We start from the raw sequence: 25301 nt of genomic DNA, 5'->3' as shown, positions 1-25301 counted from the left end.
ATAATGATTAATTACCGTGCAGACGACGTGCGTCGATCACATCCGGTACCTGGTTCAGCTTGCCAAGCACTCGCCCGAGTACCTGCAGGTTATAGATTTCGATGGTCATATCGATGGTGGCCAGCTGTTGTTTGGTATCACTCCGGCTGGCAACACCCAGCACGTTCACCTTTTCGTTGGCGAGAATCGTGGTGATATCACGTAACAAGCCGCTGCGATCGTTGGCCTGGACACGAACCACCAGCGAATACCCCGCTGAGTAGCTTTCACCCCAGACCGCATCAACAATACGTTCCGGCGCATGTGAGCGCAGCTCAGCCAGCTGTTCACAATCCGCCCGGTGCACGGAAATACCGCGTCCCTGGGTAATAAACCCGACAATCTCATCGCCTGGAATCGGCTGGCAGCATCGCGCGATGTGGTGCATCAGGTTACCTACCCCTTCCACCACCACACGACCGTCGTCTTTACGACGACTCTGTGGTGCCTGCGTTTTCTGCTGAAGCTGTTTCAGCGCGGCGGCATCCTGTTCGGCAGCGCTTGGCTTATTAAACTGCGCCTGCAGGAAGTTCACCATCTGGTTGAGGCGGATGTCTCCTCCACCAATCGCCGCCAGCAGTTCATCCAACTCATTGAAGCTGTAGCGCGGTAGCAGGTGTTTTTCCGCCTCTTTCAGGCTAATACCTAAATGCGCCAGCTCATCGTCGAGGATCTGGCGGCCAGCAAGGATGTTCTTATCACGGTCCTGTTTACGGAACCAGGCGTGGATCTTCGAACGCCCACGACTGGTGGTTACGTAGCCAAGGTTAGGGTTCAACCAGTCGCGGCTTGGGTTTGGCTGTTTCTGGGTGATAACTTCAATTTGATCGCCCATCTGCAGCTGGTAGGTAAACGGTACGATGCGCCCACCAATTTTCGCGCCAATGCAACGATGCCCCACATCGCTGTGAATGTGATAAGCAAAATCGAGCGGCGTGGAGCCCGCAGGTAAGTCCACAACGTCGCCTTTTGGCGTAAAGACATACACGCGGTCATCAAAGACCTGGCTACGGACTTCATCCAGCATTTCACCGGAGTCCGCCATCTCTTCCTGCCAGGCGATCAGCTTACGCAGCCACGCAATGCGATCTTCATGGCCAGAACGCGCCGCGCCTGAAGCAGTGCCCTCTTTGTACTTCCAGTGTGCCGCAACGCCAAGTTCGGCATCTTCGTGCATCTGTTTGGTACGAATCTGAATCTCAATGGTTTTCCCGCCCGGCCCAAGCACAACCGTATGGATTGACTGGTAGCCGTTGGGTTTCGGGTTAGCGACGTAGTCATCGAATTCATCCGGCAGATGGCGATAGTGAGTATGTACTATCCCGAGTGCGGCATAGCAGTCCTGTAAACGCTCTGCCACGATACGCACTGCGCGTACATCAAACAGTTCATCGAAGGCTAACTGCTTTTTCTGCATTTTGCGCCAGATGCTGTAGATATGCTTCGGGCGTCCGTACACTTCGGCTTTGACGCCTTCCGTTTTCATCTCTGAGCGCAAATGACCGACGAACTCATCAATGTAATGTTCCCTGTCGATACGACGTTCATGCAGCAGCTTGGCAATACGTTTGTATTCAGCCGGGTGCAGATAACGGAAGCAATAATCTTCCAGCTCCCACTTTAATTGCCCGATGCCCAAACGGTTGGCCAGCGGCGCATAGATATTGGTGCACTCTTTTGCCGCCAGAACGCGTTCATCTTCCGGCGCGTCTTTTACTTCGCGCAGATGGGCAATCCGCTCTGCCAGCTTGATAACCACACAGCGGAAGTCATCTACCATTGCCAGCAGCATGCGGCGGACGTTATCGACCTGCTCGGAGGAAACTGAATCGGTATGTGTGGCTTTAAGCTGGCGTATCGCCGCCATATCACGCACGCCGTGGATAAGATGAACAATGGATTTGCCCACGCTCTCGCGCAGGATGTCTTCACTTACCACGTTGGCATCAGCCAGAGGGAACAGCATCGCTGCAAGCAGCGTGTCGATATCCATGCTCAACATGGAGAGAATTTCTACCATCTCCACGCCACGCCACAGCAGCAGATCCGCATCCGGATGCCCCTGTGTTTGCTGGAGGCAGTACGCCCAGGTTTCGGCTAAGCGTTCACACGACTGCTGGCTGGAGATCCCCAGACTCGCGATCCATTTTTTTGGATCAAACTCACCAGCTTTATTTATATGTGCACTTCTTACCGCAACCATTGTCCTCTCCTTATGGGGCCAGGCCTGTCGAAGTCGACAAGCCCTACCCATTGTCTTTCATGCTGCATTACAACCCGAAATCCAATGGGTACAAAATTCATTACAAACGCTCAAACAGGACCATTGATTCCAGGTGTCCAGTGTGCGGAAACATATCGAGCATCGCCAGTCGCCGTATGGCGTATCCAGCGTTGAGCAAAGCATCGCTGTCACGAGCCAGCGTTGCTGGGTTACAGGATACATAAACAACGCGTATAGGTTCTAATTTTATAATATGTTGCATCACACCTGCAGCCCCCGCACGCGCAGGATCGAGTAATACTTTGTCGAATCCGTTTTTTGCCCACGGCTGTCGGGTAACATCTTCCTCAAGGTTTTCATGAAAGAATGTCACATTGTGTAATCCGTTATTCAGCGCGTTTTCTCGGCCTTTTTCCACCAATGCCGGAACACCTTCCACGCCAACCACGCTTGCTGCCCGAGTTGCCAGCGGTAGGGTAAAATTTCCCATTCCGCAGAACAGATCGAGTACGCGATCTTCAGGTTGCACATCAAGCCATTCCAGCGCACGGGCGACCATTTGTTGGTTTACCCCTTCGTTAACCTGAATAAAATCGCGCGGGCTGAAGGTTAACCGTTGTCCATTTGAATCATACCAGGGCGATTCTTCTGATATTGATTCCAGTATCTCGCTTTGCGGGGCCAGAAACAAAGACAGCTCCTGAGAATGCGAAAAGCATTCCAGTTTTTCTTTATCCGCAGCACTCAATGGCGCCATGTGGCGCAAAATCATCAGCGTTCCGCTCCCCGCCTGCACCAGCTCGACATGACCAAGATGACGTAACCCTTGCAGACTTTCCAGACACGCCCTGATGTGGGGCAATAGCGCCTCAAGCTGGGGCACCAAAATAGGGCATTGTTTGACATCGATAATGTCGCTGGAGCCTGATTTACGAAACCCCATCTGCAATTTTTGTTCTTTTGGCCGATAGTTCAGGCTCAAACGTGCGCGACGACGATAGCCCCACGGGGCATCCGCTATAACATCCGACACCTCACATTTCATTAAACGCGACAACGCCGCGCTTTTGCTACGCTGCTGCAATGAGATGCTGGCATGCTGCTGCTGGCAACCGCCGCACACGCCAAAATGCGGGCAACGTGGCACTTCACGCTGCGGGCTGTCGTTTAAACGTCGTTTTACTTGCGCGCGGGCAAACTGTTTTTTATCTTCGGTAATCACCACCTCGGCGCTTTCCTGGGGTAGCAATTCCGGTATAAACAACGCTTTTCCGTTATGGCGAGCGACGCCCTGACCAAAAGGATCGAGGTCATTGACGGTAACGGTTATGATCTGACGCGTCGTCACGCGTCGTTTTGCAGAGTAGAATTGCGCCATCGACGAGATATTTCTCTATTTAACAGTGTGACCCTAATTGTCCCATAACGGAACTCCATGACCAACTACAGCCTGCGCGCACGCATGATGATTCTGATCCTGGCCCCGACCGTCCTGATAGGTTTGTTGCTCAGTATCTTTTTTGTTGTGCATCGCTATAACGACTTGCAGCGTCAACTGGAAGATGCTGGTGCCAGCATCATTGAACCACTCGCGGTCTCCAGCGAATATGGCATGAACCTGCAAAACAGGGAATCCATCGGCCAGCTTATCAGCGTGCTGCATCGTCGCCATTCCGATATCGTGCGGGCAATTTCTGTTTATGATGAAAATAACCGGCTGTTCGTCACCTCTAATTTTCATCTCGATCCGTCTGAAATGCAGTTGGCGACGGGTTCACCGTTTCCCCGTAAATTAAGCGTCACCCGGCACGGGGATATCATGATCCTGCGTACCCCTATTATATCGGAAAGCTATTCACCGGATGAATCCGCCGTTAGCGATGCGAAAAACACCAAAAATATGCTGGGGTATGTGGCGCTTGAGCTGGATCTTAAGTCCGTGCGATTACAGCAGTACAAAGAGATCTTTATCTCCAGCGTAATGATGCTGTTTTGTATTGGTATTGCGTTAATTTTTGGCTGGCGTCTGATGCGCGACGTGACCGGCCCGATTCGCAATATGGTGAATACCGTTGACCGAATACGTAGAGGGCAGCTCGACAGCCGCGTGGAAGGTTTCATGCTGGGCGAGCTGGATATGCTTAAAAATGGTATCAACTCGATGGCGATGTCTCTCGCGGCTTACCATGAAGAGATGCAGCACAATATCGATCAGGCCACCTCTGACCTGCGCGAAACGCTGGAGCAGATGGAAATCCAGAACGTCGAACTTGATCTGGCAAAGAAACGCGCCCAGGAAGCGGCACGTATTAAGTCTGAGTTTCTGGCCAACATGTCCCACGAGCTGCGAACACCGCTGAATGGCGTGATTGGCTTCACCCGTCTGACGCTAAAAACCGAGCTCAACACCACTCAGCGAGATCACCTGAATACCATTGAACGCTCGGCTAACAATCTGCTGGCCATCATCAATGATGTGCTCGACTTCTCCAAACTTGAGGCGGGCAAGCTGATTCTGGAAAGCATTCCGTTCCCGCTGCGCAGCACGCTGGATGACGTCGTTACGCTGTTAGCGCATTCATCCCATGATAAAGGGCTTGAGCTAACGCTGAATATTAAGAATGACGTGCCGGACAACGTCATCGGCGATCCGCTGCGCTTACAGCAGGTGATCACCAATCTGGTTGGCAATGCCATCAAATTTACCGAAGGCGGCAATATCGACATTCTGGTCGAGAAGCGCGCCCTTAGTAATACGAAAGTGCAGATTGAAGTACAAATCCGCGATACCGGAATTGGTATTCCTGAGCGCGATCAGTCACGCCTGTTCCAGGCCTTCCGCCAGGCGGATGCCAGTATTTCCCGGCGTCATGGCGGGACCGGGCTGGGTCTGGTCATTACGCAAAAACTGGTCAACGAAATGGGTGGGGATATCTCCTTCCACAGCCAGCCGAACCGGGGTTCTACGTTCTGGTTCCATATCAGCCTCGATCTCAACCCTAACGTTCTCGTTGACCGCTCAACCACGCTCTGCCTGGCCGGTAAACGACTGGCCTACGTCGAACCTAACGCCACTGCCGCGCAATGCACGTTAGATATCTTGAGTGAAACGCCGCTGGAGGTGATTTACAGCCCTTCATTCTCCGGGCTGCCGAATGAGCACTACGATATTCTGCTGCTCGGCATTCCGGTCACTTTACGCGAACCGCTCACCATGCAGCATGAGCGGCTGGCAAGCGCTGCGGCAATGACCGACTTCCTGTTGCTAGCCCTGCCTTGCCATGCGCAGATTAACGCCGAGAAGTTAAAACAGGGCGGCGCGGCGGCGTGTCTGTTGAAACCTCTTACCTCAACCCGCTTACTGCCTGCACTGACAGAGTATTGTCAGCTGAACCACAGCGCGGATCCGCTGCTGGTAGACGAAAGTAAAATCGCGATGACCGTCATGGCAGTGGACGACAACCCGGCGAACCTCAAGCTGATTGGCGCGCTGCTGGAAGATAAGGTGCAGCACGTCGTGCTGTGTGACAGCGGGCATCAGGCAGTGGATCGCGCCAGACAAATGCAATTTGATCTGATCCTGATGGATATTCAGATGCCTGATATGGACGGCATTCGCGCTTGTGAACTGATCCACCAGCTTCCTCATCAACAGCAGACACCGGTCATTGCGGTCACCGCGCATGCCATGGCCGGGCAGAAAGAGAAACTGCTCAGCGCCGGAATGAACGATTACCTGGCGAAGCCTATCGAGGAAGATAAGCTGCATAATCTGCTGCTACGTTACAAACCCGGTGCAGGCACATCGCTGCGAGCGCTCGCCGTTGAACCTGTTGAGCCAGTCGTCAATCCGAATACAACACTCGACTGGCAGCTGGCGTTAAGACAAGCTGCGGGTAAAAACGATCTGGCGCGCGATATGCTGCAAATGCTGCTCGATTTTCTGCCTGAGGTGCGTAATAAAATTGAAGAACAGCTGGTCGGTGAAAACCCTGAAGGGCTGGTCGATATGATCCATAAGCTGCACGGCAGTTGTGGCTATAGCGGCGTTCCCCGCATGAAAAACCTGTGTCAGCTTATTGAGCAGCAATTACGCAGCGGGACCAAAGAAGAAGAGCTGGAGCCTGAGTTTTTAGAACTTCTGGATGAAATGGATAACGTTGCGCGCGAAGCAAAACGCATGTTGGGGTGATAGTCACCGAAGGCGGGAGCGTGACCGCCTTATCCGGCCTACAGGTTTCGCGGTTTACCGTAGGCCCGATAAGCATTGCGCATCGGGCACATCGCCGAATGCGGCGTAAACGCCTTATCCGACCTACAACTCAGCGTAATTGCTGCCCTGCTTTAAGCGTTGCGGCCACGTTTCGCGCAGTCATTCGCACATTGTCGCTCGCGTTCTTTAGCGCCTCATCCAGAGTACAGATGGTATAGATGACGCTGAAAACCGCATCCAGCCCATGCTCGTGGACCACACCGACATCCGCCGTCAGGCTACCGGCAATGCCAATAACCGGTTTGTTGTAACGCTTTGCGACTTTCGCCACGCCAACCGGAACCTTACCGTGAATAGTCTGGCTGTCGATTCGCCCTTCACCCGTCACCACCAAATCCGCATCCGCAACGCAGGCGTCGAGGTGTAACGCATCCGTTACTATCTCAATACCGCAGCGTAGCTGTGCGCCGCAAAACGCATAGAGTGCCGCCCCCATACCACCAGCAGCGCCACCGCCGGCCAGATCCAGCACGTTGACGTCCAGATCGCGAACAATGAGTTGCGCATAGTGCGTGAGTGCCCGATCCAGGCGGGTAATCATCTCCGGCGTCGCCCCTTTTTGCGGGCCAAAAACCGCAGAAGCGCCCTCTTTTCCAGTCAACGGGTTGGTCACATCGCAGGCTACTTCAATACGACACGCGGCAAGTCGCTGGTCTAAATGAGAAATATCAATTCGGGCGAGCGATTCGAGGCCAGCCCCGCCATGGGCAATATCGTTATTTTGCGCATCCAGCAATTTTGCTCCCAGCGCTTGCACCATCCCGGCACCGCCATCATTGGTGGCGCTGCCGCCAATCCCGATAATGATATGCTCAACGCCAGCGTCCAACGCATGACGGATTAACTCCCCGGTTCCCCAGGATGTCGTTTTCAGCGGATCGCGTAATCCCGCAGGAACCTGTTCCAGTCCGCTGGCAGCCGCCATTTCGATAAACGCCGAGCGCTCATCACCGGATAAACCATAAAATGCCTGAATTGTGTTGCCCAAAGGGCCGGTAACATCAACATGCACAAGGTGACCTTGCGTTGCGGCAACCATCGCTTCGACCGTTCCTTCACCACCATCTGCAACCGGAATCTTCACGTAATCCGCGTCGGGCCAGATCTCGCGAAACCCCTGCTCAATAGCCGTTGCCACTTCAAGCGCACTCAAACTTTCCTTATAGGAATCCGGTGCGATTACTATTTTCATAAAGCATCCTTACGCATGTTGACTGTTTTAAGCATATACCAGGATAAAAACCGCCCCTTGTGGGAGCGGTCCCAGTTCGCTTAGCGTACCATGCACGGACGCTTATTATCAAACGTCCAGTTCGGGATCAGATACTGCATTCCCATCGCATCATCACGCGCCCCCAGTCCATGTTGCTGGTACAGCTCATGCGCTTTCATGACCTGATCCATATCCAGTTCCACGCCCAGACCCGGTTTTGCCGGAACCTGCACCATGCCGCCTTTGATTTCAAACGGCTCTTTGGTCAAGCGCTGGTTGCCTTCCTGCCAGATCCAGTGGGTGTCGATAGCGGTAATTTTGCCCGGAGCCGCCGCTGCGACATGCGTAAACATCGCCAGCGAAATATCAAAATGGTTGTTAGAGTGCGAGCCCCAGGTCAGCCCAAACTCATGGCACATTTGCGCCACGCGAACAGAACCCTGCATGGTCCAGAAGTGCGGGTCCGCCAGCGGAATATCCACAGACTGTAACGACAGCGTATGCCCCATCTGACGCCAGTCGGTGGCGATCATGTTGGTGGCGGTCGGCAGACCGGTGGCGCGGCGGAATTCCGCCATCACTTCACGACCAGAGAAGCCCTGCTCGGCACCGCACGGATCTTCCGCATAAGCCAGAGATCCCTTCAGATATTTGCCGATCTTAATCGCTTCATTTAGCGACCACGCGCCGTTCGGATCCAGCGTGACGCGGGCCTGCGGGAAGCGCTTCGCCAGCGCAACGATAGATTCCGCTTCCTCTTCCCCGGCCAGCACGCCGCCTTTCAGTTTAAAGTCGTTGAAACCATACTTCTCATACGTGGCTTCCGCCAGGCGCACTACCGCGTCCGGGGTCATCGCTTCTTCATGACGCAGACGATACCAGTCGCACTTCTCATCCGGTTGACTCTGGTACGGCAGCGGCGTTGCCTTACGGTTACCCACGAAGAACAGGTAACCCAGCATTTCAACTTCACTACGCTGCTGGCCATCACCCAGCAAAGAGGCGACGTTTACACCCAGATGCTGACCTAACAGATCTAACATGGCCGCTTCGATCCCAGTAACCACATGAATAGTGGTACGTAAATCGAAGGTCTGCAAACCGCGACCGCCCGCATCACGATCGGCAAAAGTATTGCGTACCGCATTCAGCACGTTTTTGTATTCACCTAACGTTTTGCCCACCACCAGCGGGATCGCATCTTCCAGCGTTTTACGAATTTTTTCGCCGCCGGGAATTTCACCCACGCCGGTATGACCGGAGTTATCTTTAATAATCACAATATTACGCGTGAAGAACGGGGCATGTGCGCCGCTCAGGTTCATCAGCATACTGTCATGACCCGCAACCGGAATAACCTGCATAGAGGTAACCAATGGGGTAGAAAATTGTGCGCTCATAATTAAGTCCTTATTCAAAATTAGTGGCGGCCGAAAACGGGACGTTTACGGTCAAAAGTCCATCCGGGGATCAGATACTGCATTGGGCCTGCGTCATTACGCGCACCGCCGGGCAGCGCCTTATAGGCTTCATGCGCTTTCTGTACCTGATCCCAATCCAGTTCCACGCCCAGACCGGGCGCATCGGGTACCGCAATTTTTCCGTTTTTAATCTCCAGCGGATTTTTGGTCAGGCGGCAATCGCCCTCCTGCCAGATCCAGTGGGTATCGATAGCCGTTGGATTACCCGGTGCAGCAGCGCCGACGTGGGTAAACATTGCCAGGGAAATATCAAAATGATTGTTAGAATGGCAGCCCCAGGTCAGGCCCCAGTCATCGCATAACTGTGCCACGCGTACCGCGCCGGAAAGGGTCCAGAAGTGCGGATCGGCCAGCGGAATATCTACTGAGTTCAGCATCACAGCATGGCCCATTTCGCGCCAGTTGGTGGCTATCATGTTCGTTGCTACCGGCAGACCGGTTGCACGGCGGAACTCGGCCATCACTTCGCGGCCAGAAAAACCCTGTTCAGCGCCGCATGGATCTTCGGCGTAGGTCAGAACATCGTTCAGCCCCTTACACAGGGAGATGGCTTCATCCAGCAGCCAGGCACCGTTGGGATCAACCGTAATACGCGCATCAGGGAAGCATTTTTTCAGCGCACGAGCGGTGTCGATTTCCTGCTCGCCAGGCAGTACACCGCCCTTGAGTTTGAAATCTTTAAAGCCATAGCGATCCTGCGAAGCCTGAGCCAGACGTACCACAGCCTCACTGTTCATCGCTTGCTGATGACGCAGGTGATACCACTCATGGTTTCCCGGCGTGCTTTCCAGATACGGTAAATCGGTCTTTGTGCGATCGCCCACGTAGAACAGATAGCCGAGTACGGTGACCGCATCGCGCTGTTTGCCCGGCCCTAACAGTTCACAGACCGGCACGTTCAGCGCCTTACCCAGCAGGTCGAGCAATGCGGCTTCCAGCGCCGCAACCGCATTGACCCGTAGCTCAAAGGTCCAGGCGCCTTTGCCAAAGGTGTCAAAATCAGCGGCCTGGTTGCCTTTATGCACCTGCTGCACCACCTTATTCAGACGCGCGACTTCCTGGCCCAACACCTGTGGAATCGCGTCCACCAGCGTCTGATAAATCACTTCGCCACCAGGCGCTTCACCGACACCGGTATTTCCGGCGTTATCGGTGAGCACCACGATATTACGAGTAAAGTATGCGTTATGCGCGCCGCCAATATTGAGCAGCATGCTGTCATGACCGGCCACCGGGATGACCTTCATATCGGTAATAACGGGACTCGATTGTGTTGTCATCATCATTGTCCTGCGACAGGTTTCAGTTCGATACGTTTAATATCACCCACCAGCACCAGATAGCTCACCACAGCAATCAGCGCATGCACTCCGACGTAAATCAACGCGCCGTTAAACGAGCCGGTAGTCCCGACGATGTAGCCGATAGCAATTGGCGTGACGATGCCGGAGATGTTGCCAAACATGTTGAACAAACCGCCGCTCAGACCGCTGATCTCTTTCGGTGCGGTATCAGCCATCACCGCCCATCCCAGCGCACCGATACCTTTGCCGAAGAAGGCCAGCGCCATAAAGCCGATGATCATCCACTCCACGTTGACGTAGTTACAGAACACCATCACCATCGACAGCAGCATGCCGAGTACGATTGGCGTTTTACGGGCGATATTCAGCGAACCGGTACGGCGCATCAGCCAGTCGGAAATAATGCCGCCGAGCACGCCGCCGGCGAATCCGCAAATGGCCGGGACCGAAGCGACAAAACCGGCTTTCAAAATCGACATACCGCGTGCCTGTACCAGATAAACCGGGAACCAGGTGATAAAGAAGTAGGTCAGCGCGTTTATGCAGTATTGACCGATGTAAATACCGATCATCATCCGTGAACCCAGCAGCTGTTTGATTTGCCCCCACTTGACGCTAAACGGCACTTTCGCTTTGGCATTCGCCTGATCCATGTTGATCAGTGCCCCGCCTGCGGCAATGTAATCCAGCTCTTGTTGGTTCACACCTGGGTGCTGGTTAGGTTCATGAATCACCTTCAGCCAGACAAAGCTGATGATGATCCCGAGGCCGCCCATAAAAAAGAACACATGCGACCAGCCCACTTCGTGGGTCAGCCAACCCATGATTGGCGCGAAGATAACGGTGGCAAAGTACTGAGCGGAGTTAAAAATCGACACCGCCGTGCCCCTTTCCTGCGCCGGGAACCACGCCGCCACAATCCGACTGTTGCCCGGGAAGGAGGGCGCTTCAGCTAAACCGACGAGGAAGCGCAGAGTAAACAGCGCAACAATAATGCCGAAGCCACTGAAGATATCGACAAAACCCTGCAGCAGGGTAAACATGGACCAAATAAAGATGGACCAGAAATAAACGCGTTTTGAACCAAAGCGGTCGAGCAACCAGCCGCCTGGGATCTGGCCGATAACATAGGCCCATGAGAAAGCGGAGAATACATAACCCATCCCTACCGCATCCAGACCAATGTCTTTGGCCATCTCCGAACCGGCAATGGATAAGGTGGCGCGATCGCCGTAGTTGAAGGATGTGACGATAAACAGCATCACCACTATCCAGTAGCGAGCGTTAGTGCGTTTTTCCGCGCTGCTCGCCGCCTGACTTAATGAACTCATTGTTGCACTCCTGAATCCTGGCTTTCGCCAGTTCATTCTGTACAGCACCTGTAGGGTGATCAGAATGAGAGGTTAGTGTGTGGCAGTGTTGGTACAGCTCAGGGCCGTTTTATTCTGACTCGCTGCCATTCCGGGAACTGACGGGAAAAGTATATGAAGGAGTGCCACTGACCCTCACCGTGCAAAAACACAACATTGCGAGGGGGGAATGAGGTTGTTTATGGCATAAGCCTAAGGGAATTGAAGATGCTTCACGAAATTGGCGTTTGGTGGGCGTTTTGTTACCGCGTGGTGGCAACATCTAACCAGCGGTACTCATCTGGGTTTAAGGCGCAACGACTTATGATGACTAAGAATTTGGGAAGCTGATCTCTTAGATTGCGGACCAACGCCTAACGTAACTCAAATTTTTTTAGTGGGTTATTACCTGCTGCAACTTATGATGAGATTGTTGTTCAGGAATTTGGGAAATTGAAATAAAAAAGGGACTCTAGTTTATTGGAGTCCCTATTAACATTAGATTTTTCATAAAAAATAATAAAGGATCACCAAAAAAGCCAGAACAATAAATTCAACAAACCAGAACGCCGCTTCAACTTTAAACCCCGTGGTTAACTCTTTGGGTAAGGAACGAATAAAATGATATGCTTCAATACTCATATCATTATTAAAAACCCTATTATAGGGAAAAATCAGACTAGACATAATGAAATCTATCTTTGCAAAGTAGATACCGGGAGTACCAATTAAACTTGCTGTTCTCGCCAAACTTGCAGTGATAGGAAGACGACCAAATTTCCCCTCGTATAATATCACTATTTTTTTATACTTCTCATCATTTATCACATAAGACATAAATATTAAGATCAACGTTATAATAACCAGCATTATGCCAAGGCTCATATTAATGACATCTAGATTATCTGTTAAAAACTTTTTCATATATTATGACACCTGCTGCTTCATTAAATGAATCTGGGTCATATCGTTTAAATTCTGGATTATCAAGATCGTCATTCACTAATCCACCAAACCTATCACCTAGTTTCTCACCCACTTTTTCCGAATATTTACTTCCTGCAATACTTGAAGCAATGCCACTTACCAGACATACACTTGCGCCAATACCTCCAGCTTCTGATGTAATCAATCCCAGAACCCATGTACAAGCGGCTCTCCCCATAATTCCCCCGGCAGCTCCGCCAGCAAAACTTGCTGTTTGTTTGAGGCCGAATTTACTGTACTCCGTTATCGCTGCCTTTCTACATTCGCTTTCACGTCCTTTTGCGCAAGCCTCATAAACGTTAGTGGTATAACTCGCAAAATCAAGACCAACACCTATATAGCCTGTTGTTCTCATTATTTTTATCAGTTTCGCTGATGTTTCTATATAGCTTGCATACCCCTCAATATCTTTTACTCCTGTTTGATCCCACTTATGCATAATTGATTTGGTTGATAAACCTAATACCTGCTTTATATCTTCATATTGTTTTAAATTTAGCCGTTCTTTTGAAAATTTATTCAAAATACCGTCTAATTTTTTAAATAGCCGTTCTCGTTGACCAAAAAACTCCTCTCCAGAAATACGACCAGAATTACCACTATATGTTTTCTTATAAAGCTCCTGTATTTCATTGAGTGTTTTATTTATTTCTTCATAATACCCCCCACCGGCATCCTTTATATAACCCAGGATATCCCCGCTTTGTCCTAAAGCATCGCTGTATAATTGTGAAGAAAAAATATCTACGGAAGCTCTGTTTTCGTGTAACACTCGGGCTTCTGGCAGTGTTAATGGTGCAAGCGCTTTATCAATTCTATCACGCGCTTTTTGCAATGTTTCAATCTGTTGCTGATCTTGCATTTCAGGATCAACTACAAGCAGAATTGAACCCGGTTGTTTTTTTATATCTGGATTGAGCTTGTGGTATAACTCACGTGTACCATCCGGAGGATTAATAAAAAACCTGGATTCGAAAGATGACGGTGTGGCCTCATAGGGCAGTACACAAAATCCCGCATCTACAGGTTCGCGGGGCGGTTTATCCTCTTCAACCGGACATGAAGGCCCTGGTACTACGGTAAGAGGTTTTAGTGTGGGTGCAATATAACCTGGTGCGCCATACTCAATCTTTCGAGTAGGCCTGGTTTTTCTCCCCTGTTCTCTGTCGAGAGTTTCCTGATAAGCTCTCCTTACGCTCTCTTCGAAGATGCTGTCGAATACATCGGGCATAAATGGTTCATAAACTAACTCTCCGTCCTCATCAAAATAAAAAGGATTTCTGTCCCAGGACCAATGCTCACCACAATCAATCGCTATTATCCAGCCCACGTATAATTTGTGTTGTATCTCATCATAAATGGGATTAGATCTACCATTGGTGGGGCTTTCATACGCAACGGAAGAATATTGGTTTACATTCCATTTTCTCTGTGGTAGACCAACTATAGCTGAGCGCTGATTTTTATTATCAAGTTCATAATATACCCTTGCTAGCCTAAGACCTTCTTTAGGTGACACTATTTTTTCAAAGTCCTCTAATCTGGCACTTTGGCTAAAATCCCGAGTGTTATACAAAGTAAACAAGTTCCCCTCCTTAGTTTAATAATTTCCGTTATTATCATTTTATCTCATTTATTCATCTCATTAATTCATTCACAAAACCCAGTTTTTTAAGCCTGTTTTTATTAAAGCATGATAACTGGGTTACTTGTTTGTGCTTTTGCTATCATAAATAATAAAAAACCCGAATTTAATTTGTATAAATTCGGGTTAGAAATAAAACTATGCGATTGTATTTATAATACAGATAAATTAAAGAAAATTTTCCTTATTGATAATCAGATTGGTCTCTCCATGTCCATCATTTGTTACAGGCCCGTGCAAGCAAATCGCCGCCGGGCGAGAGATTATTTAAGCAAAGTTCCCCAGTTTTCTACCCAGGGATTGGATTCACTTTCCGGTTCAGGATGCTCGCTGGCATCAATCAGCAGCATTTCCCCTACCCGGTGGGCGCTTTGTTCCTGCAACAAAGCATCGAACTGTTTGCCGCCATTGCAGAAATTAACGTAGCTACTGTCGCCCAGCGCAATAACACCGTAATGCAGATTTGGCTGGAAACCGAGATTATCTTTAATCCCTTGAAACAGCGGCACGATGCTGTCCGGCAGATCGCCCTGCCCGGTCGTTGAGGTCACTACCAGCACATATTTATCCTGATATACCTGCCAGTCGCTAAGCTCCGGATCTTCGAACACCGTAGCTTTATGACCCTGCGCCGTCAAAATAGCTTCGGCCTCTTCGGCAACCAGCAGCGCGTTTCCGTACATCGTGCCGACAAAAATTCCAATTTCCGCCATAACCGTAATCTCCTGGGACTTAAGAATCTATCTGCTCATCCTGACCTGACAGCCCGCTGAACTCAACCCTTTCATTCTCAGGGAGAAGTCCACGCCAGCTAAACTGTGATAGCGCCTGCATCCAGACGTCATCCAGCCCGGCGCGAATAACCAGCGGTTCGCCGGTGAAAGGATGGGTCAGCGCAAGCTGGCTGGCATGCAGCATCAATCGCTGACAACCAAAATGCTCTGCGGCGCTGCGATTTTGCCGCAAATCACCATGCTTACTGTCGCCGATAATCGGATGGCGCAAGTGCGCCAGATGGCGTCTGAGCTGGTGCTTGCGACCGGTTTTAGGGTCCAGCTCCACCAGCCCGTAACGGGTAGTTGGATAACGCCCGGTCGCTACCGGCATTTCTACCGTTGCCAGGCCACGATAATGGGTGACAGCAGGCTGCGGGCCTTTATCATCGCGGGCAAACTTATCGGCAATCTTATCCAGCTCTTCGACCAGCGGGTAATCCAGCACGGCATCATCCATCAGCCAGCCACGCACAATCGCATGATAGCGTTTCTGAATTTGATGATGTTCAAACTGCTGGGACAGCAAACGTCCGGCTTCGCTGGACAGTCCCATCAACAGCACGCCGGAGGTTGGCCTGTCGAGTCGATGGGCGGTAAATACGTGCTGACCAATTTGGTCGCGCACCGTTTGCATCACCACCACTTTCTCATCCCGGTCGAGCCAACTGCGGTGAACCAACCAGCCCGAAGGTTTATTGACGGCGACCAGCCATTCGTCCTGATAAAGAATTTCCAGCATCAGGCGTTATCACTTGTAAACAGCGCATCCAGCTCCTGCAATGCCGCCAGGAGAATGTCGCGTTGCGGGTGATCGGCTGCCAGCGCCATTTCGTAATACGGTGCGACGGCAAATGCCTGCGGAAGCGGCTGCGCGTTATCAATCAACGTATGCATGCGGGGAATCAACACCCACTGCAGCCACTCGACGGGCTCCATGGTATCCATACAAAAAGGCTGCGTACTGGTAAACAGATGCTCTGCTGGCTCATCCATCCGCCAGTGATGATGTTCACGCAGTAGCGCTTCAAGTGCGTGCAACTGCTGGCGCACACGGTCATGAGTCGTCATGAAATTAACCTCAATGATGAAAAAATCTGGCGCGAAGAATAGCACTAGTGGAGGGAAATAAAAAAAGGGAGCACTGTAAAAACAGTGCTCCCGGTTCGTTTCGCAGCATTCCAGCTACTTTTAGTGCTCCCTGCTCATCCGTGACAACTTTTCCTGTGGTCTTGCGACCGTGTTCATCCTGAACTTTTGCATCCTGCTCACATCACCCCGATGTGAAAACTTCATCCTGAAGTATCCTGGCCATCCAGACCCGCCGAACATCCTGACCGGCTCTCATTCTCCATCCTGGAGGTGTCCTTTAACGCATCCAGCGTTTTCCTCTTTGCTTCGTCCTGAAGCCTGTCCTTGCAACACCGTCCTGGTGTGTCCTGGCGAAGAGCCATCATCCTGATGTTCTCTTCGTTGTGCGACTCCTTGTCGACAGATATAGAATCGCCTGTTTCGCTTTGTCTTACAAGATGCTTACAGGCTTACTCTTACGATTATTTTCGTATGAAAGTTGACAATAAAACAATAACCAGTTGAATAATAATAAATTATTATTTTATCAATTCATTAAGTCTTTACTTATCACCTGGCAATGTCCTACAGGGCTTGTAAGAGATCTCTCACAAGATTCAGGGCAAACTGGATTACAGAACTGGCTTAAGTTGAGTGAGGAATTCCGCAAGTGAGGCCGCCAGCACCGTTCGTTTACGGGTGCCCAGCGTTTCTTTGCACACTTCACCGGACAGATTGCACACCGAAATGACGTCAAGCTCATTATCTTGTGTGGCAATAAAAAGCGTAGGCGAAAGCTTAAGTCGCTTTTGCGTAACCAGATGACCAATCAGGTTTTCCTGAACGCGCCTGAAGTCATCTTCACTCCAGGTTTGCAGCAGCGTCAGCTTTTCATCCGCAAACTGCGCGTGCATATCCCCGGCAAACTGGGTGGTGTAAAAAGCGTGAACAGCGGGTTGTACCACAATATCAAAGGCCCGTTCAACCGCATTGAGGTTATTTTCGCCGACAAAAGGTTGAGGCTGCCAAAATACGGCATCGTCTGTGGAAGAAATAATGCACGGAGAAGGTACGCCATACAGCTCTTCGCTGAGCGGCCAACTGTTGTTTTTTTCATGCCATGCGTCGCAATAACGCGTCGTAAAGGCTATCAACGCCTGCGCTGTCAATTCGTCCACTGATTTCTCTCTTCACAAAAGCCAGGATACACTTGTCGCATAGTGTATCTGGTTTATGACGGTGAAACATGTCCTCTTATGAAAATCATCAGGCGCTTAACGGCCTGACTCTCGGTAAATCAACGGATTACCGAGACAATTACGATGCAAGTCTGTTGCAGGGCGTTCCGCGCAGCCTGAATCGCGACCCGCTGGATTTAAAGGCCGATAACCTGCCTTTTCACGGTGCGGATATCTGGACGCTGTATGAACTGTCGTGGCTGAATGCCAACGGCTTACCGCAGGTCGCGGTCGGTCACGTGGAACTGGATTACACCAGCGTAAATCTGATTGAATCGAAAAGCTTTAAGCTTTACCTGAACAGTTTTAACCAGACGCGTTTTGATTCCTGGGATGCGGTACGCCAGACACTGGAAAACGATCTTCGCGCCTGCGCTCAGGGCGATGTCAGCGTGGCGCTGTACCGCCTTGACGAACTGGAAGGGCAGCCGATAGCTCACTTTAATGGGACCTGTATCGACAATCAGGATATCGTCATCGACAACTACCAGTTCAGCACTGCGTATCTGGAAAATGCCGTGAGCGGTGAAAAGGCAGTGGAAGAGACACTGGTCAGCCATCTACTGAAATCCAACTGTCTGATTACTCATCAGCCCGACTGGGGCTCCATACAAATTCAGTATCGCGGACGGAAAATCGACAGGGAGAAGCTGCTGCGTTATCTGGTCTCCTTCCGCCACCATAATGAATTTCACGAGCAGTGCGTGGAGCGCATTTTCAATGACATTCTGCGTTTCTGTCAGCCGGAGAAACTGAGCGTCTACGCACGCTACACGCGACGTGGTGGTCTGGACATTAACCCATGGCGCACCAACACCGATTTCACTCCGGCAACGGGTCGTCTGGTACGACAGTAATCTTTTTTCTCAATTTTGCGTGCCGGATTCCGCGCGCAAGCTTGTGAAAGGTCATAAGCCAGGGCTATTGTAATCAATAGGGAATGACGTGTTGCGTCCCATAAGGAGTTTACTTGATTACACATATTAGCCCGCTTGGCTCAATGGACATGTTGTCGCAGTTGGAAGTCGATATGCTTAAACGCACGGCCAGCAGCGACCTGTATCAACTGTTTCGTAACTGTTCGCTTGCCGTTCTGAACTCCGGCAGTTTGACCGACAACAGCAAAGAACTGCTGTCACGCTTTGAAAGTTTCGATATTAACGTACTGCGCCGCGAACGGGGCGTGAAGCTGGAACTGATCAACCCGCCTGAAGATGCGTTTGTTGACGGACGCATTATTCGTGCGCTACAGGCTAACCTGTTTGCCGTGCTGCGCGACATTCTGTTCGTCAATGGCCAGATTCATAACGCTGGCCGTTTTCAGCATCTGGATCTCGAAAGCTCGGTGCATATTACCAACCTCGTATTCTCAATTCTGCGTAATGCCCGGGCGCTACATGTCGGTGAAGCACCGAACATGGTTGTCTGCTGGGGCGGTCACTCAATCAACGAAAATGAGTACCTGTATGCCCGTCGCGTCGGCACTCAACTGGGCCTGCGTGAGCTGAACATCTGCACCGGCTGCGGCCCAGGAGCCATGGAAGCGCCAATGAAAGGCGCTGCGGTCGGCCACGCCCAGCAGCGATACAAAGACAGCCGCTTTATTGGCATGACCGAACCGTCAATCATCGCCGCTGAACCGCCTAACCCGCTGGTCAACGAACTGATCATCATGCCGGACATTGAAAAACGTCTGGAAGCGTTCGTGCGTATCGCCCACGGTATTATCATCTTCCCGGGCGGCGTGGGGACAGCAGAAGAACTGCTGTATCTGCTGGGGATCCTGATGAATCCGGCAAACAAAGATCAAGTGCTGCCGCTGATCCTGACCGGACCAAAAGAGAGTGCGGATTACTTCCGCGTGTTGGACGAATTTATCGTGCACACGCTGGGGGAAGATGCGCGTCGCCACTATCGCATTATCATTGACGATGCGGCGGAAGTGGCGCGTCTGATGAAAAAAGCGATGCCTCTGGTGAAAGAAAACCGTCGCGACACAGGTGATGCTTACAGCTTTAACTGGTCGATTCGTATCGCGCCCGATCTGCAAATGCCGTTCGAACCGTCCCATGAAAACATGGCCAACCTGAAGCTGTACCCGGATCAACCCGTTGAAGTATTGGCCGCCGATTTACGTCGTGCATTCTCCGGTATTGTGGCAGGTAACGTGAAGGAAGTCGGGATCCGCGCTATTGAAGAGTTTGGCCCGTACAAAATCCACGGTGACCGCGAAATGATGCGCCGCATGGACGATCTCCTGCAGGGCTTTGTTGCACAACATCGTATGAAGTTACCAGGCTCTGCGTATATCCCTTGCTACGAGATCTGCGCCTAACCTCCAACAGCCGCCAGCAAATGCTATTGCGGTGACAGTTTTGTCCATATCAAAGCCGGGTTTGGCGCATTTGCCTCCCGGCTTTTTTTAGTGATACCAGTCACATAGCTCTGACAATCATATAAATGCCAGTGATAATTCATTAAAAACATCGCACCACGCAAACGATTACCTTAAAAAACCAACCGTGATTTATCTTAGTAAATTATCATTAGTTGCCGAAATCATCTAAAAACAACAGTTTTTACAGCTGAACACGCCTATCTTCGCGCCTTCGCTTTCATGAGATATGTCGTTAATGTTAGCCTTCGCGCCCGTAAATTCGCTTTGACTATTTTTTAACAGATTAATGGCCCAAATTTATCCACATAAAAGGTGGATTATTGCATTTGGGATCCCGATCACTGATACATTCATTACTAAAATGTATCTTTCCGCCCGAAAATTATTACGGCGAAAAATTATATAAAAATCGCTCAACGAATTTCGATTTACAGTCGGGTACTTTCTCATTGGATTGACCCAAAACCCGACTTTTTAAGCTTCCTCCAGGAGAAATAGATGGAAAACACTCAAACCAGCACTATCGTTACGGGCCAGACCCGCAGCGCATGGCGCAAGACAGACACCATGTGGATGCTGGGCCTTTACGGCACGGCGATTGGGGCGGGTGTATTGTTCCTGCCGATTAACGCAGGCGTAGGCGGTCTGATCCCGCTGATCATCATGGCGATCCTTGCCTTCCCAATGACCTTCTTTGCACACCGCGGTCTGACTCGCTTTGTGCTGTCCGGTAAAAATCCGGGTGAAGACATCACCGAAGTTGTAGAAGAACACTTTGGCGTTGGCGCGGGTAAACTGATTACCCTGCTCTACTTCTTCGCTATCTACCCGATTCTGTTGGTTTACAGCGTAGCAATCACCAACACGGTTGAAAGCTTCCTGACCCACCAGCTGGCGATTACGCCGCCGCCGCGCGCAATCCTGTCTCTGATCCTGATTGTCGGCATGATGACCATCGTGCGCTTCGGTGAGCAGATGATCGTTAAGGCGATGAGCATCCTGGTATTCCCGTTCGTTGCGGCTCTGATGCTGCTGGCGCTGTACCTGATCCCTCAGTGGAGCGGTGCGATTCTGGAAACCCTGTCTTTTGACTCTGCGGCAACCACCGGCAACGGTCTGCTGTTGACCCTGTGGCTGGCAATTCCGGTAATGGTGTTCTCCTTCAACCACTCCCCGATCATCTCCTCCTTCGCCGTGGCGAAGCGTGAAGAGTACGGTGATGAAGCAGAGAAAAAATGCTCCAAGATTCTGGCATTCGCTCACATCATGATGGTACTGACCGTTATGTTCTTCGTCTTCAGCTGCGTATTCAGCCTGACTCCGGCAGACCTGGCAGCAGCGAAAGAGCAGAACATCTCGATTCTGTCTTACCTGGCGAACCACTTTAACGCGCCGATTATTGCCTGGATGGCACCGATCATCGCGATTATCGCTATCACCAAATCCTTCCTGGGCCACTACCTGGGCGCACGTGAAGGCTTCAATGGTATGGTGATTAAGTCTCTGCGCGGCAAAGGCAAATCCATCGAAATCAACAAACTGAACAAAATCACTGCGCTGTTCATGCTGGTAACCACCTGGATTGTGGCGACGCTGAACCCAAGCATCCTCGGCATGATTGAGACCCTGGGTGGCCCAATCATCGCGATGATTCTGTTCCTGATGCCGATGTATGCCATTCAGAAAGTACCGGCAATGCGTAAGTACAGCGGCCATATCAGCAACGTCTTCGTTGTGATTATGGGCCTGATCGCTATCTCCGCTATTTTCTACTCTCTGTTCAGTTAATTCCCCTGCGCCGCTCTTCGGGGCGGCGCACCTCGATACACAATGGACGCCTCATGATTAGCGTATTCGATATTTTCAAAATCGGCATTGGCCCTTCCAGCTCCCACACTGTTGGCCCGATGAAAGCAGGCAAACAATTCACGGATGACCTGATTGCACGCGGAATTCTCACTGACGTAACCCGCGTAGTGGTTGATGTCTATGGCTCTTTGTCTTTGACGGGAAAAGGTCACCATACCGACATCGCGATTATTATGGGCCTGGCGGGTAATCTGCCGGATACCGTAGACATTGATGCCATCCCGTCCTTTATCCAGGATGTGAATACTCATGGGCGTTTGCTGCTGGCAGACGGTCAACATGAGGTCGAGTTCCCTGTCGACAAGTGCATGAATTTCCATGCGGACAATCTGTCCCTGCACGAAAACGGGATGCGAATTACCGCACTGGCGGGCGAAAAAGCCATTTACAGCCAGACTTACTATTCCATTGGCGGTGGGTTCATCGTTGATGAAGAACATTTTGGTTTACCGAACAACTCTCCGGTAAACGTGCCATATCCGTATAAATCCGCAGCTGATTTGCAACGTCATTGCCAGGAAACCGGTCTGTCACTTTCCGGTCTGATGATGCAAAACGAACTAGCGCTGCACAGCAAAGAAGAGCTGGAACAGCACTTTGCTAACGTCTGGGAAGTGATGCGTAGCGGGATTGAACGCGGTATCACCACCGAAGGCGTATTGCCGGGCAAACTGCGCGTTCCGCGTCGTGCTGCTGCGCTGCGTCGCATGCTGGTCAGCAGCGACAAAACCACCACCGACCCGATGGCGGTTGTTGACTGGATCAACATGTTCGCGCTGGCCGTGAACGAAGAAAACGCAGCCGGTGGACGCGTGGTGACTGCACCAACCAACGGTGCATGCGGGATTGTTCCTGCCGTACTGGCGTATTACGACAAGTTTATCCGTGAAGTGAACGCTAACTCACTGGCGCGCTACATGCTGGTCGCAAGTGCTATTGGTTCGCTGTACAAGATGAACGCCTCTATCTCTGGTGCCGAAGTCGGCTGTCAGGGTGAAGTTGGCGTCGCCTGCTCCATGGCAGCGGCTGGTCTGGCGGAACTGCTGGGCGGTAGCCCAATGCAGGTGTGTATCGCGGCAGAAATCGGTATGGAACACAACCTGGGTCTGACCTGCGACCCGGTTGCTGGCCAGGTTCAGGTACCGTGCATTGAGCGTAACGCCATTGCTTCGGTTAAAGCGGTGAACGCTGCACGTATGGCGCTGCGCCGTACCAGTGAACCGCGCGTGTGCCTCGATAAAGTTATCGAGACCATGTACGAAACCGGTAAAGACATGAATGCCAAATACCGCGAAACCTCTCGTGGTGGTCTGGCGATGAAGATTGTCACCTGCGATTAAGTTCCCTGAAGAGGCCTCTTTTGCGAGGCCTCTTCCTGTTTTTCTGCCAACTATTCGCCTCCACTTGTCGTGAATGTTACCCTACAGACTGATTTGTTAGGGAGAACACCGTGGCCGTCCACCTGCTCATTGTTGATGCACTGAATCTCATCCGCCGTATTCATGCCGTACAGGGCTCCCCCTGCGTGGAGACGTGCCAGCACGCGCTCGATCAGCTAATTGTGCACAGTCAGCCCACGCACGCTGTGGCGGTATTTGATGACGAAGCGCGCAACAGCGGCTGGCGTCATCAACGGTTGCCTGACTACAAAGCAGGTCGCCCGCCGATGCCTGACGATTTACACCAGGAAATGCCCGCCTTACGCGCTGCTTTTGAACAACGCGGTGTCTGCTGCTGGGTCTCCAGCGGGAATGAAGCCGATGATTTAGCCGCCACTCTGGCGGTGAAAGTTAGCCTGGCGGGGCATCAGGCGACTATCGTCTCAACCGATAAGGGCTACTGTCAGCTACTCTCCCCAACGCTGCGTATTCGCGATTATTTCCAGAAACGCTGGCTGGATGCGCCGTTTATCGAGAAAGAGTTCGGCGTACTGCCGCAACAGCTGCCTGATTACTGGGGGCTGGCCGGGCTCAGCAGTTCTAAAATACCGGGGGTTGCCGGTATTGGTCCTAAAAGCGCCACACAACTGCTGGCGCAGTTTCCAACTCTGGAAGCGCTGTATGAACACCTGGATGACGTACCGGAGAAATGGCGTAAGAAACTCGAAGAACATCGGGAGATGGCATTTTTGTGCCGCGATATCGCGCGGCTGCAAACGGACTTACATATCGACGGAAACTTACAGCAGCTACGGCTGGCACGGTAGTCTTATTTCCGGATGGCGCTGCGCTTATCCGGCCTACTTATCGTACAACCCTGTAGGCCAGATAAACGCCAGGTGATTACCAGGCGGTATGGTACAGCTCAACGATATCCCCAAGGCTCGCTTCACGCGGATTTCCCCCGGTACAAACATCGTCAAATGCAGCTTGTGCCAGCGCAGGAATATCTTCTTTACGGACGCCAACATCGCGTAAATGCAGTGGGATCCCTACATCGCGATTAAGGGCGAAGACGGCATCCACCGCCGCTTTGCGTGCCTCTGCCAGCGTCAGTCCTTCAACCTTAACCCCCATTACCCGGGCGATATCACGGAATTTTTCCCCGGTGAATTCGGCGTTATAGTGCATCACGTGCGGCAGTAAAATGGCATTCGCGACGCCGTGCGGCGTATTGTAGAACGCGCCTAACGGGTGTGCCATGCCATGCACTAATCCCAGACCTACGTTGGAGAAACCCATCCCGGCAACGTACTGGCCCAGGGCCATCGCTTCACCCGCCTGGCTGTCGCCCGCAACAGAACCGCGTAATGACCCGGCAATAATTTCAATGGCTTTAATGTGCAGCGCATCGGTAAGCGCCCACGCCGCCCGAGTGATGTAACCTTCAATGGCATGAGTCAGTGCATCTACGCCAGTAGCCGCTTTTAATGCAGCGGGCATGCCGTCCATCATGTCTGCATCGATGAATGCCACCTGTGGGATATCATGTGGATCGACACAAACAAACTTACGCCGATTCTCTTCGTCAGTGATCACGTAGTTAATGGTCACTTCCGCCGCTGTTCCCGCGGTGGTTGGGATAGCCATAACCGGCACGCTCGGAAAGCGTGTCGGCGATAACCCTTCAAGGCTGCGTACATCCGCAAACTCCGGGTTATTGTTGATAATGCCAATCGCTTTACAGGTATCCTGCGGGGAGCCTCCGCCAATGGCTATCAGATAGTCTGCGCCACTTTGCTGAAAGACACTCAATCCTTCCTGCACTACCGCAATGGTTGGATTAGGAATAACGCCTGAATAGATTTCCCATGCCAGACCTGCAGCATCCATTCGGGAAGTCACCTTCTCAACAACGCCGCACTGCACCAGATTTTTATCGGTCACAATCAACGCCTTGCGATACCCGCGACGAATAACTTCATCGGTTAATGCGCCAACAGCTCCCCGGCCAAACCATGCCGTTTCGTTCAGAATCATTCTGTTCGCCATCGTTTT

Annotated in this window: 19 protein-coding genes; 6 read left to right on the top strand and 13 right to left on the bottom strand. The window is 51.5% G+C overall.

The window, feature by feature from the left end; translation table 11 throughout:
- Window positions 1–7: 7 nt before the first annotated feature.
- Together relA and rlmD are read right to left on the bottom strand one after the other, a co-directional pair.
- Window positions 8–2242 (bottom strand): GTP diphosphokinase, encoded by a 2235-nt coding sequence (gene relA / locus OGY83_RS20605; RefSeq protein ID WP_286636807.1) that lies wholly within the window; start codon window positions 2240–2242, stop codon window positions 8–10.
- Window positions 2243–2342: 100 nt separating this feature from the next.
- Window positions 2343–3641 carry a 23S rRNA (uracil(1939)-C(5))-methyltransferase RlmD gene (gene rlmD / locus OGY83_RS20600; protein ID WP_286636806.1) on the bottom strand — a complete coding sequence of 433 codons (1299 nt, stop codon included), beginning with the start codon at window positions 3639–3641 and terminating at the stop codon, window positions 2343–2345.
- A 57-nt stretch (window positions 3642–3698) separates the two neighbouring features.
- Here rlmD and barA point away from each other — a divergent pair, with 57 nt between their 5' ends.
- Window positions 3699–6455: a two-component sensor histidine kinase BarA gene (gene barA / locus OGY83_RS20595; protein WP_191234764.1), complete on the top strand. Its 2757-nt coding sequence runs from the start codon at window positions 3699–3701 to the stop codon at window positions 6453–6455.
- 130 nt (window positions 6456–6585) lie between these two features.
- Here the strand turns inward: barA and OGY83_RS20590 are convergent, their stop codons facing one another.
- The 10 genes from OGY83_RS20590 to syd all read right to left on the bottom strand — a co-directional run bounded on the left by OGY83_RS20590 (window position 6586) and on the right by syd (window position 17537).
- A complete protein-coding gene (locus tag OGY83_RS20590; RefSeq protein WP_286636805.1) occupies window positions 6586–7728 on the bottom strand; it encodes a glycerate kinase in 1143 nt (380 codons plus the stop codon).
- An 80-nt stretch (window positions 7729–7808) separates the two neighbouring features.
- Window positions 7809–9149, bottom strand: a complete 1341-nt coding sequence (gudD, locus tag OGY83_RS20585; RefSeq protein WP_286636804.1) for a glucarate dehydratase — start codon at window positions 9147–9149, stop codon at window positions 7809–7811.
- Between the two features lie 20 nt (window positions 9150–9169).
- Complete coding sequence (locus tag OGY83_RS20580; protein ID WP_048215648.1) at window positions 9170–10510, bottom strand: enolase C-terminal domain-like protein; 1341 nt, start codon at window positions 10508–10510, stop codon at window positions 9170–9172.
- A gap of 2 nt (window positions 10511–10512) precedes the next feature.
- Window positions 10513–11865 carry a galactarate/glucarate/glycerate transporter GudP gene (gene gudP / locus OGY83_RS20575; RefSeq protein ID WP_079938695.1) on the bottom strand — a complete coding sequence of 451 codons (1353 nt, stop codon included), beginning with the start codon at window positions 11863–11865 and terminating at the stop codon, window positions 10513–10515.
- 525 nt (window positions 11866–12390) lie between these two features.
- The gene (locus OGY83_RS20570) at window positions 12391–12807 is read right to left on the bottom strand and encodes a hypothetical protein (RefSeq protein ID WP_286636803.1); all 417 of its coding nucleotides are present in this window, start codon (window positions 12805–12807) and stop codon (window positions 12391–12393) included.
- On the bottom strand, window positions 12785–14455 hold the full coding sequence (locus OGY83_RS20565; RefSeq protein WP_262484640.1) for a DUF8093 domain-containing protein: 1671 nt from the start codon (window positions 14453–14455) through the stop codon (window positions 12785–12787). The genes OGY83_RS20570 and OGY83_RS20565 overlap by 23 nt, the downstream gene beginning before the upstream one ends.
- Window positions 14456–14778: 323 nt before the next feature.
- Window positions 14779–15228 carry a flavodoxin gene (locus OGY83_RS20560; protein ID WP_286636802.1) on the bottom strand — a complete coding sequence of 150 codons (450 nt, stop codon included), beginning with the start codon at window positions 15226–15228 and terminating at the stop codon, window positions 14779–14781.
- 19 nt (window positions 15229–15247) lie between these two features.
- Complete coding sequence (gene truC / locus OGY83_RS20555) at window positions 15248–16030, bottom strand: tRNA pseudouridine(65) synthase TruC (protein WP_079938582.1); 783 nt, start codon at window positions 16028–16030, stop codon at window positions 15248–15250.
- On the bottom strand, window positions 16030–16359 hold the full coding sequence (locus OGY83_RS20550) for a YqcC family protein (RefSeq protein WP_003825670.1): 330 nt from the start codon (window positions 16357–16359) through the stop codon (window positions 16030–16032). Before OGY83_RS20550 ends, truC begins: the two co-directional genes overlap by 1 nt.
- Before the next feature lie 632 nt (window positions 16360–16991).
- Complete coding sequence (gene syd / locus OGY83_RS20545; RefSeq protein ID WP_032944836.1) at window positions 16992–17537, bottom strand: SecY-interacting protein; 546 nt, start codon at window positions 17535–17537, stop codon at window positions 16992–16994.
- 68 nt (window positions 17538–17605) lie between these two features.
- Between syd and queF the strand changes: the two genes are divergently transcribed.
- From queF to xni, 5 genes are all read left to right on the top strand, one after another.
- The gene (queF, locus tag OGY83_RS20540; RefSeq protein WP_003825665.1) at window positions 17606–18454 is read left to right on the top strand and encodes an NADPH-dependent 7-cyano-7-deazaguanine reductase QueF; all 849 of its coding nucleotides are present in this window, start codon (window positions 17606–17608) and stop codon (window positions 18452–18454) included.
- Between the two features lie 113 nt (window positions 18455–18567).
- The gene (gene ppnN, locus OGY83_RS20535) at window positions 18568–19932 is read left to right on the top strand and encodes a nucleotide 5'-monophosphate nucleosidase PpnN (RefSeq protein WP_003840366.1); all 1365 of its coding nucleotides are present in this window, start codon (window positions 18568–18570) and stop codon (window positions 19930–19932) included.
- Window positions 19933–20493: 561 nt separating this feature from the next.
- Window positions 20494–21783, top strand: coding sequence for an HAAAP family serine/threonine permease (locus OGY83_RS20530; RefSeq protein WP_079938586.1), 1290 nt, complete (start codon window positions 20494–20496; stop codon window positions 21781–21783).
- Between the two features lie 53 nt (window positions 21784–21836).
- On the top strand, window positions 21837–23204 hold the full coding sequence (locus OGY83_RS20525) for an L-serine ammonia-lyase (protein ID WP_003034070.1): 1368 nt from the start codon (window positions 21837–21839) through the stop codon (window positions 23202–23204).
- Between the two features lie 110 nt (window positions 23205–23314).
- Window positions 23315–24070, top strand: coding sequence for a flap endonuclease Xni (gene xni, locus OGY83_RS20520; RefSeq protein WP_286636801.1), 756 nt, complete (start codon window positions 23315–23317; stop codon window positions 24068–24070).
- A gap of 76 nt (window positions 24071–24146) precedes the next feature.
- On the opposite strand, the gene fucO is transcribed toward xni, so the two are convergent.
- The gene (fucO, locus tag OGY83_RS20515; protein ID WP_079938588.1) at window positions 24147–25295 is read right to left on the bottom strand and encodes a lactaldehyde reductase; all 1149 of its coding nucleotides are present in this window, start codon (window positions 25293–25295) and stop codon (window positions 24147–24149) included.
- Window positions 25296–25301 lie beyond the last annotated feature (6 nt).

Origin of the sequence: Citrobacter sp. Cpo090, assembly GCF_030332665.1 — a bacterium.
Taxonomy (GTDB): domain Bacteria; phylum Pseudomonadota; class Gammaproteobacteria; order Enterobacterales; family Enterobacteriaceae; genus Citrobacter; species Citrobacter portucalensis.
The sequence above is the reverse complement of the archived record's forward strand: the minus strand, read 5'-3'. Positions and strand labels throughout refer to the sequence as shown.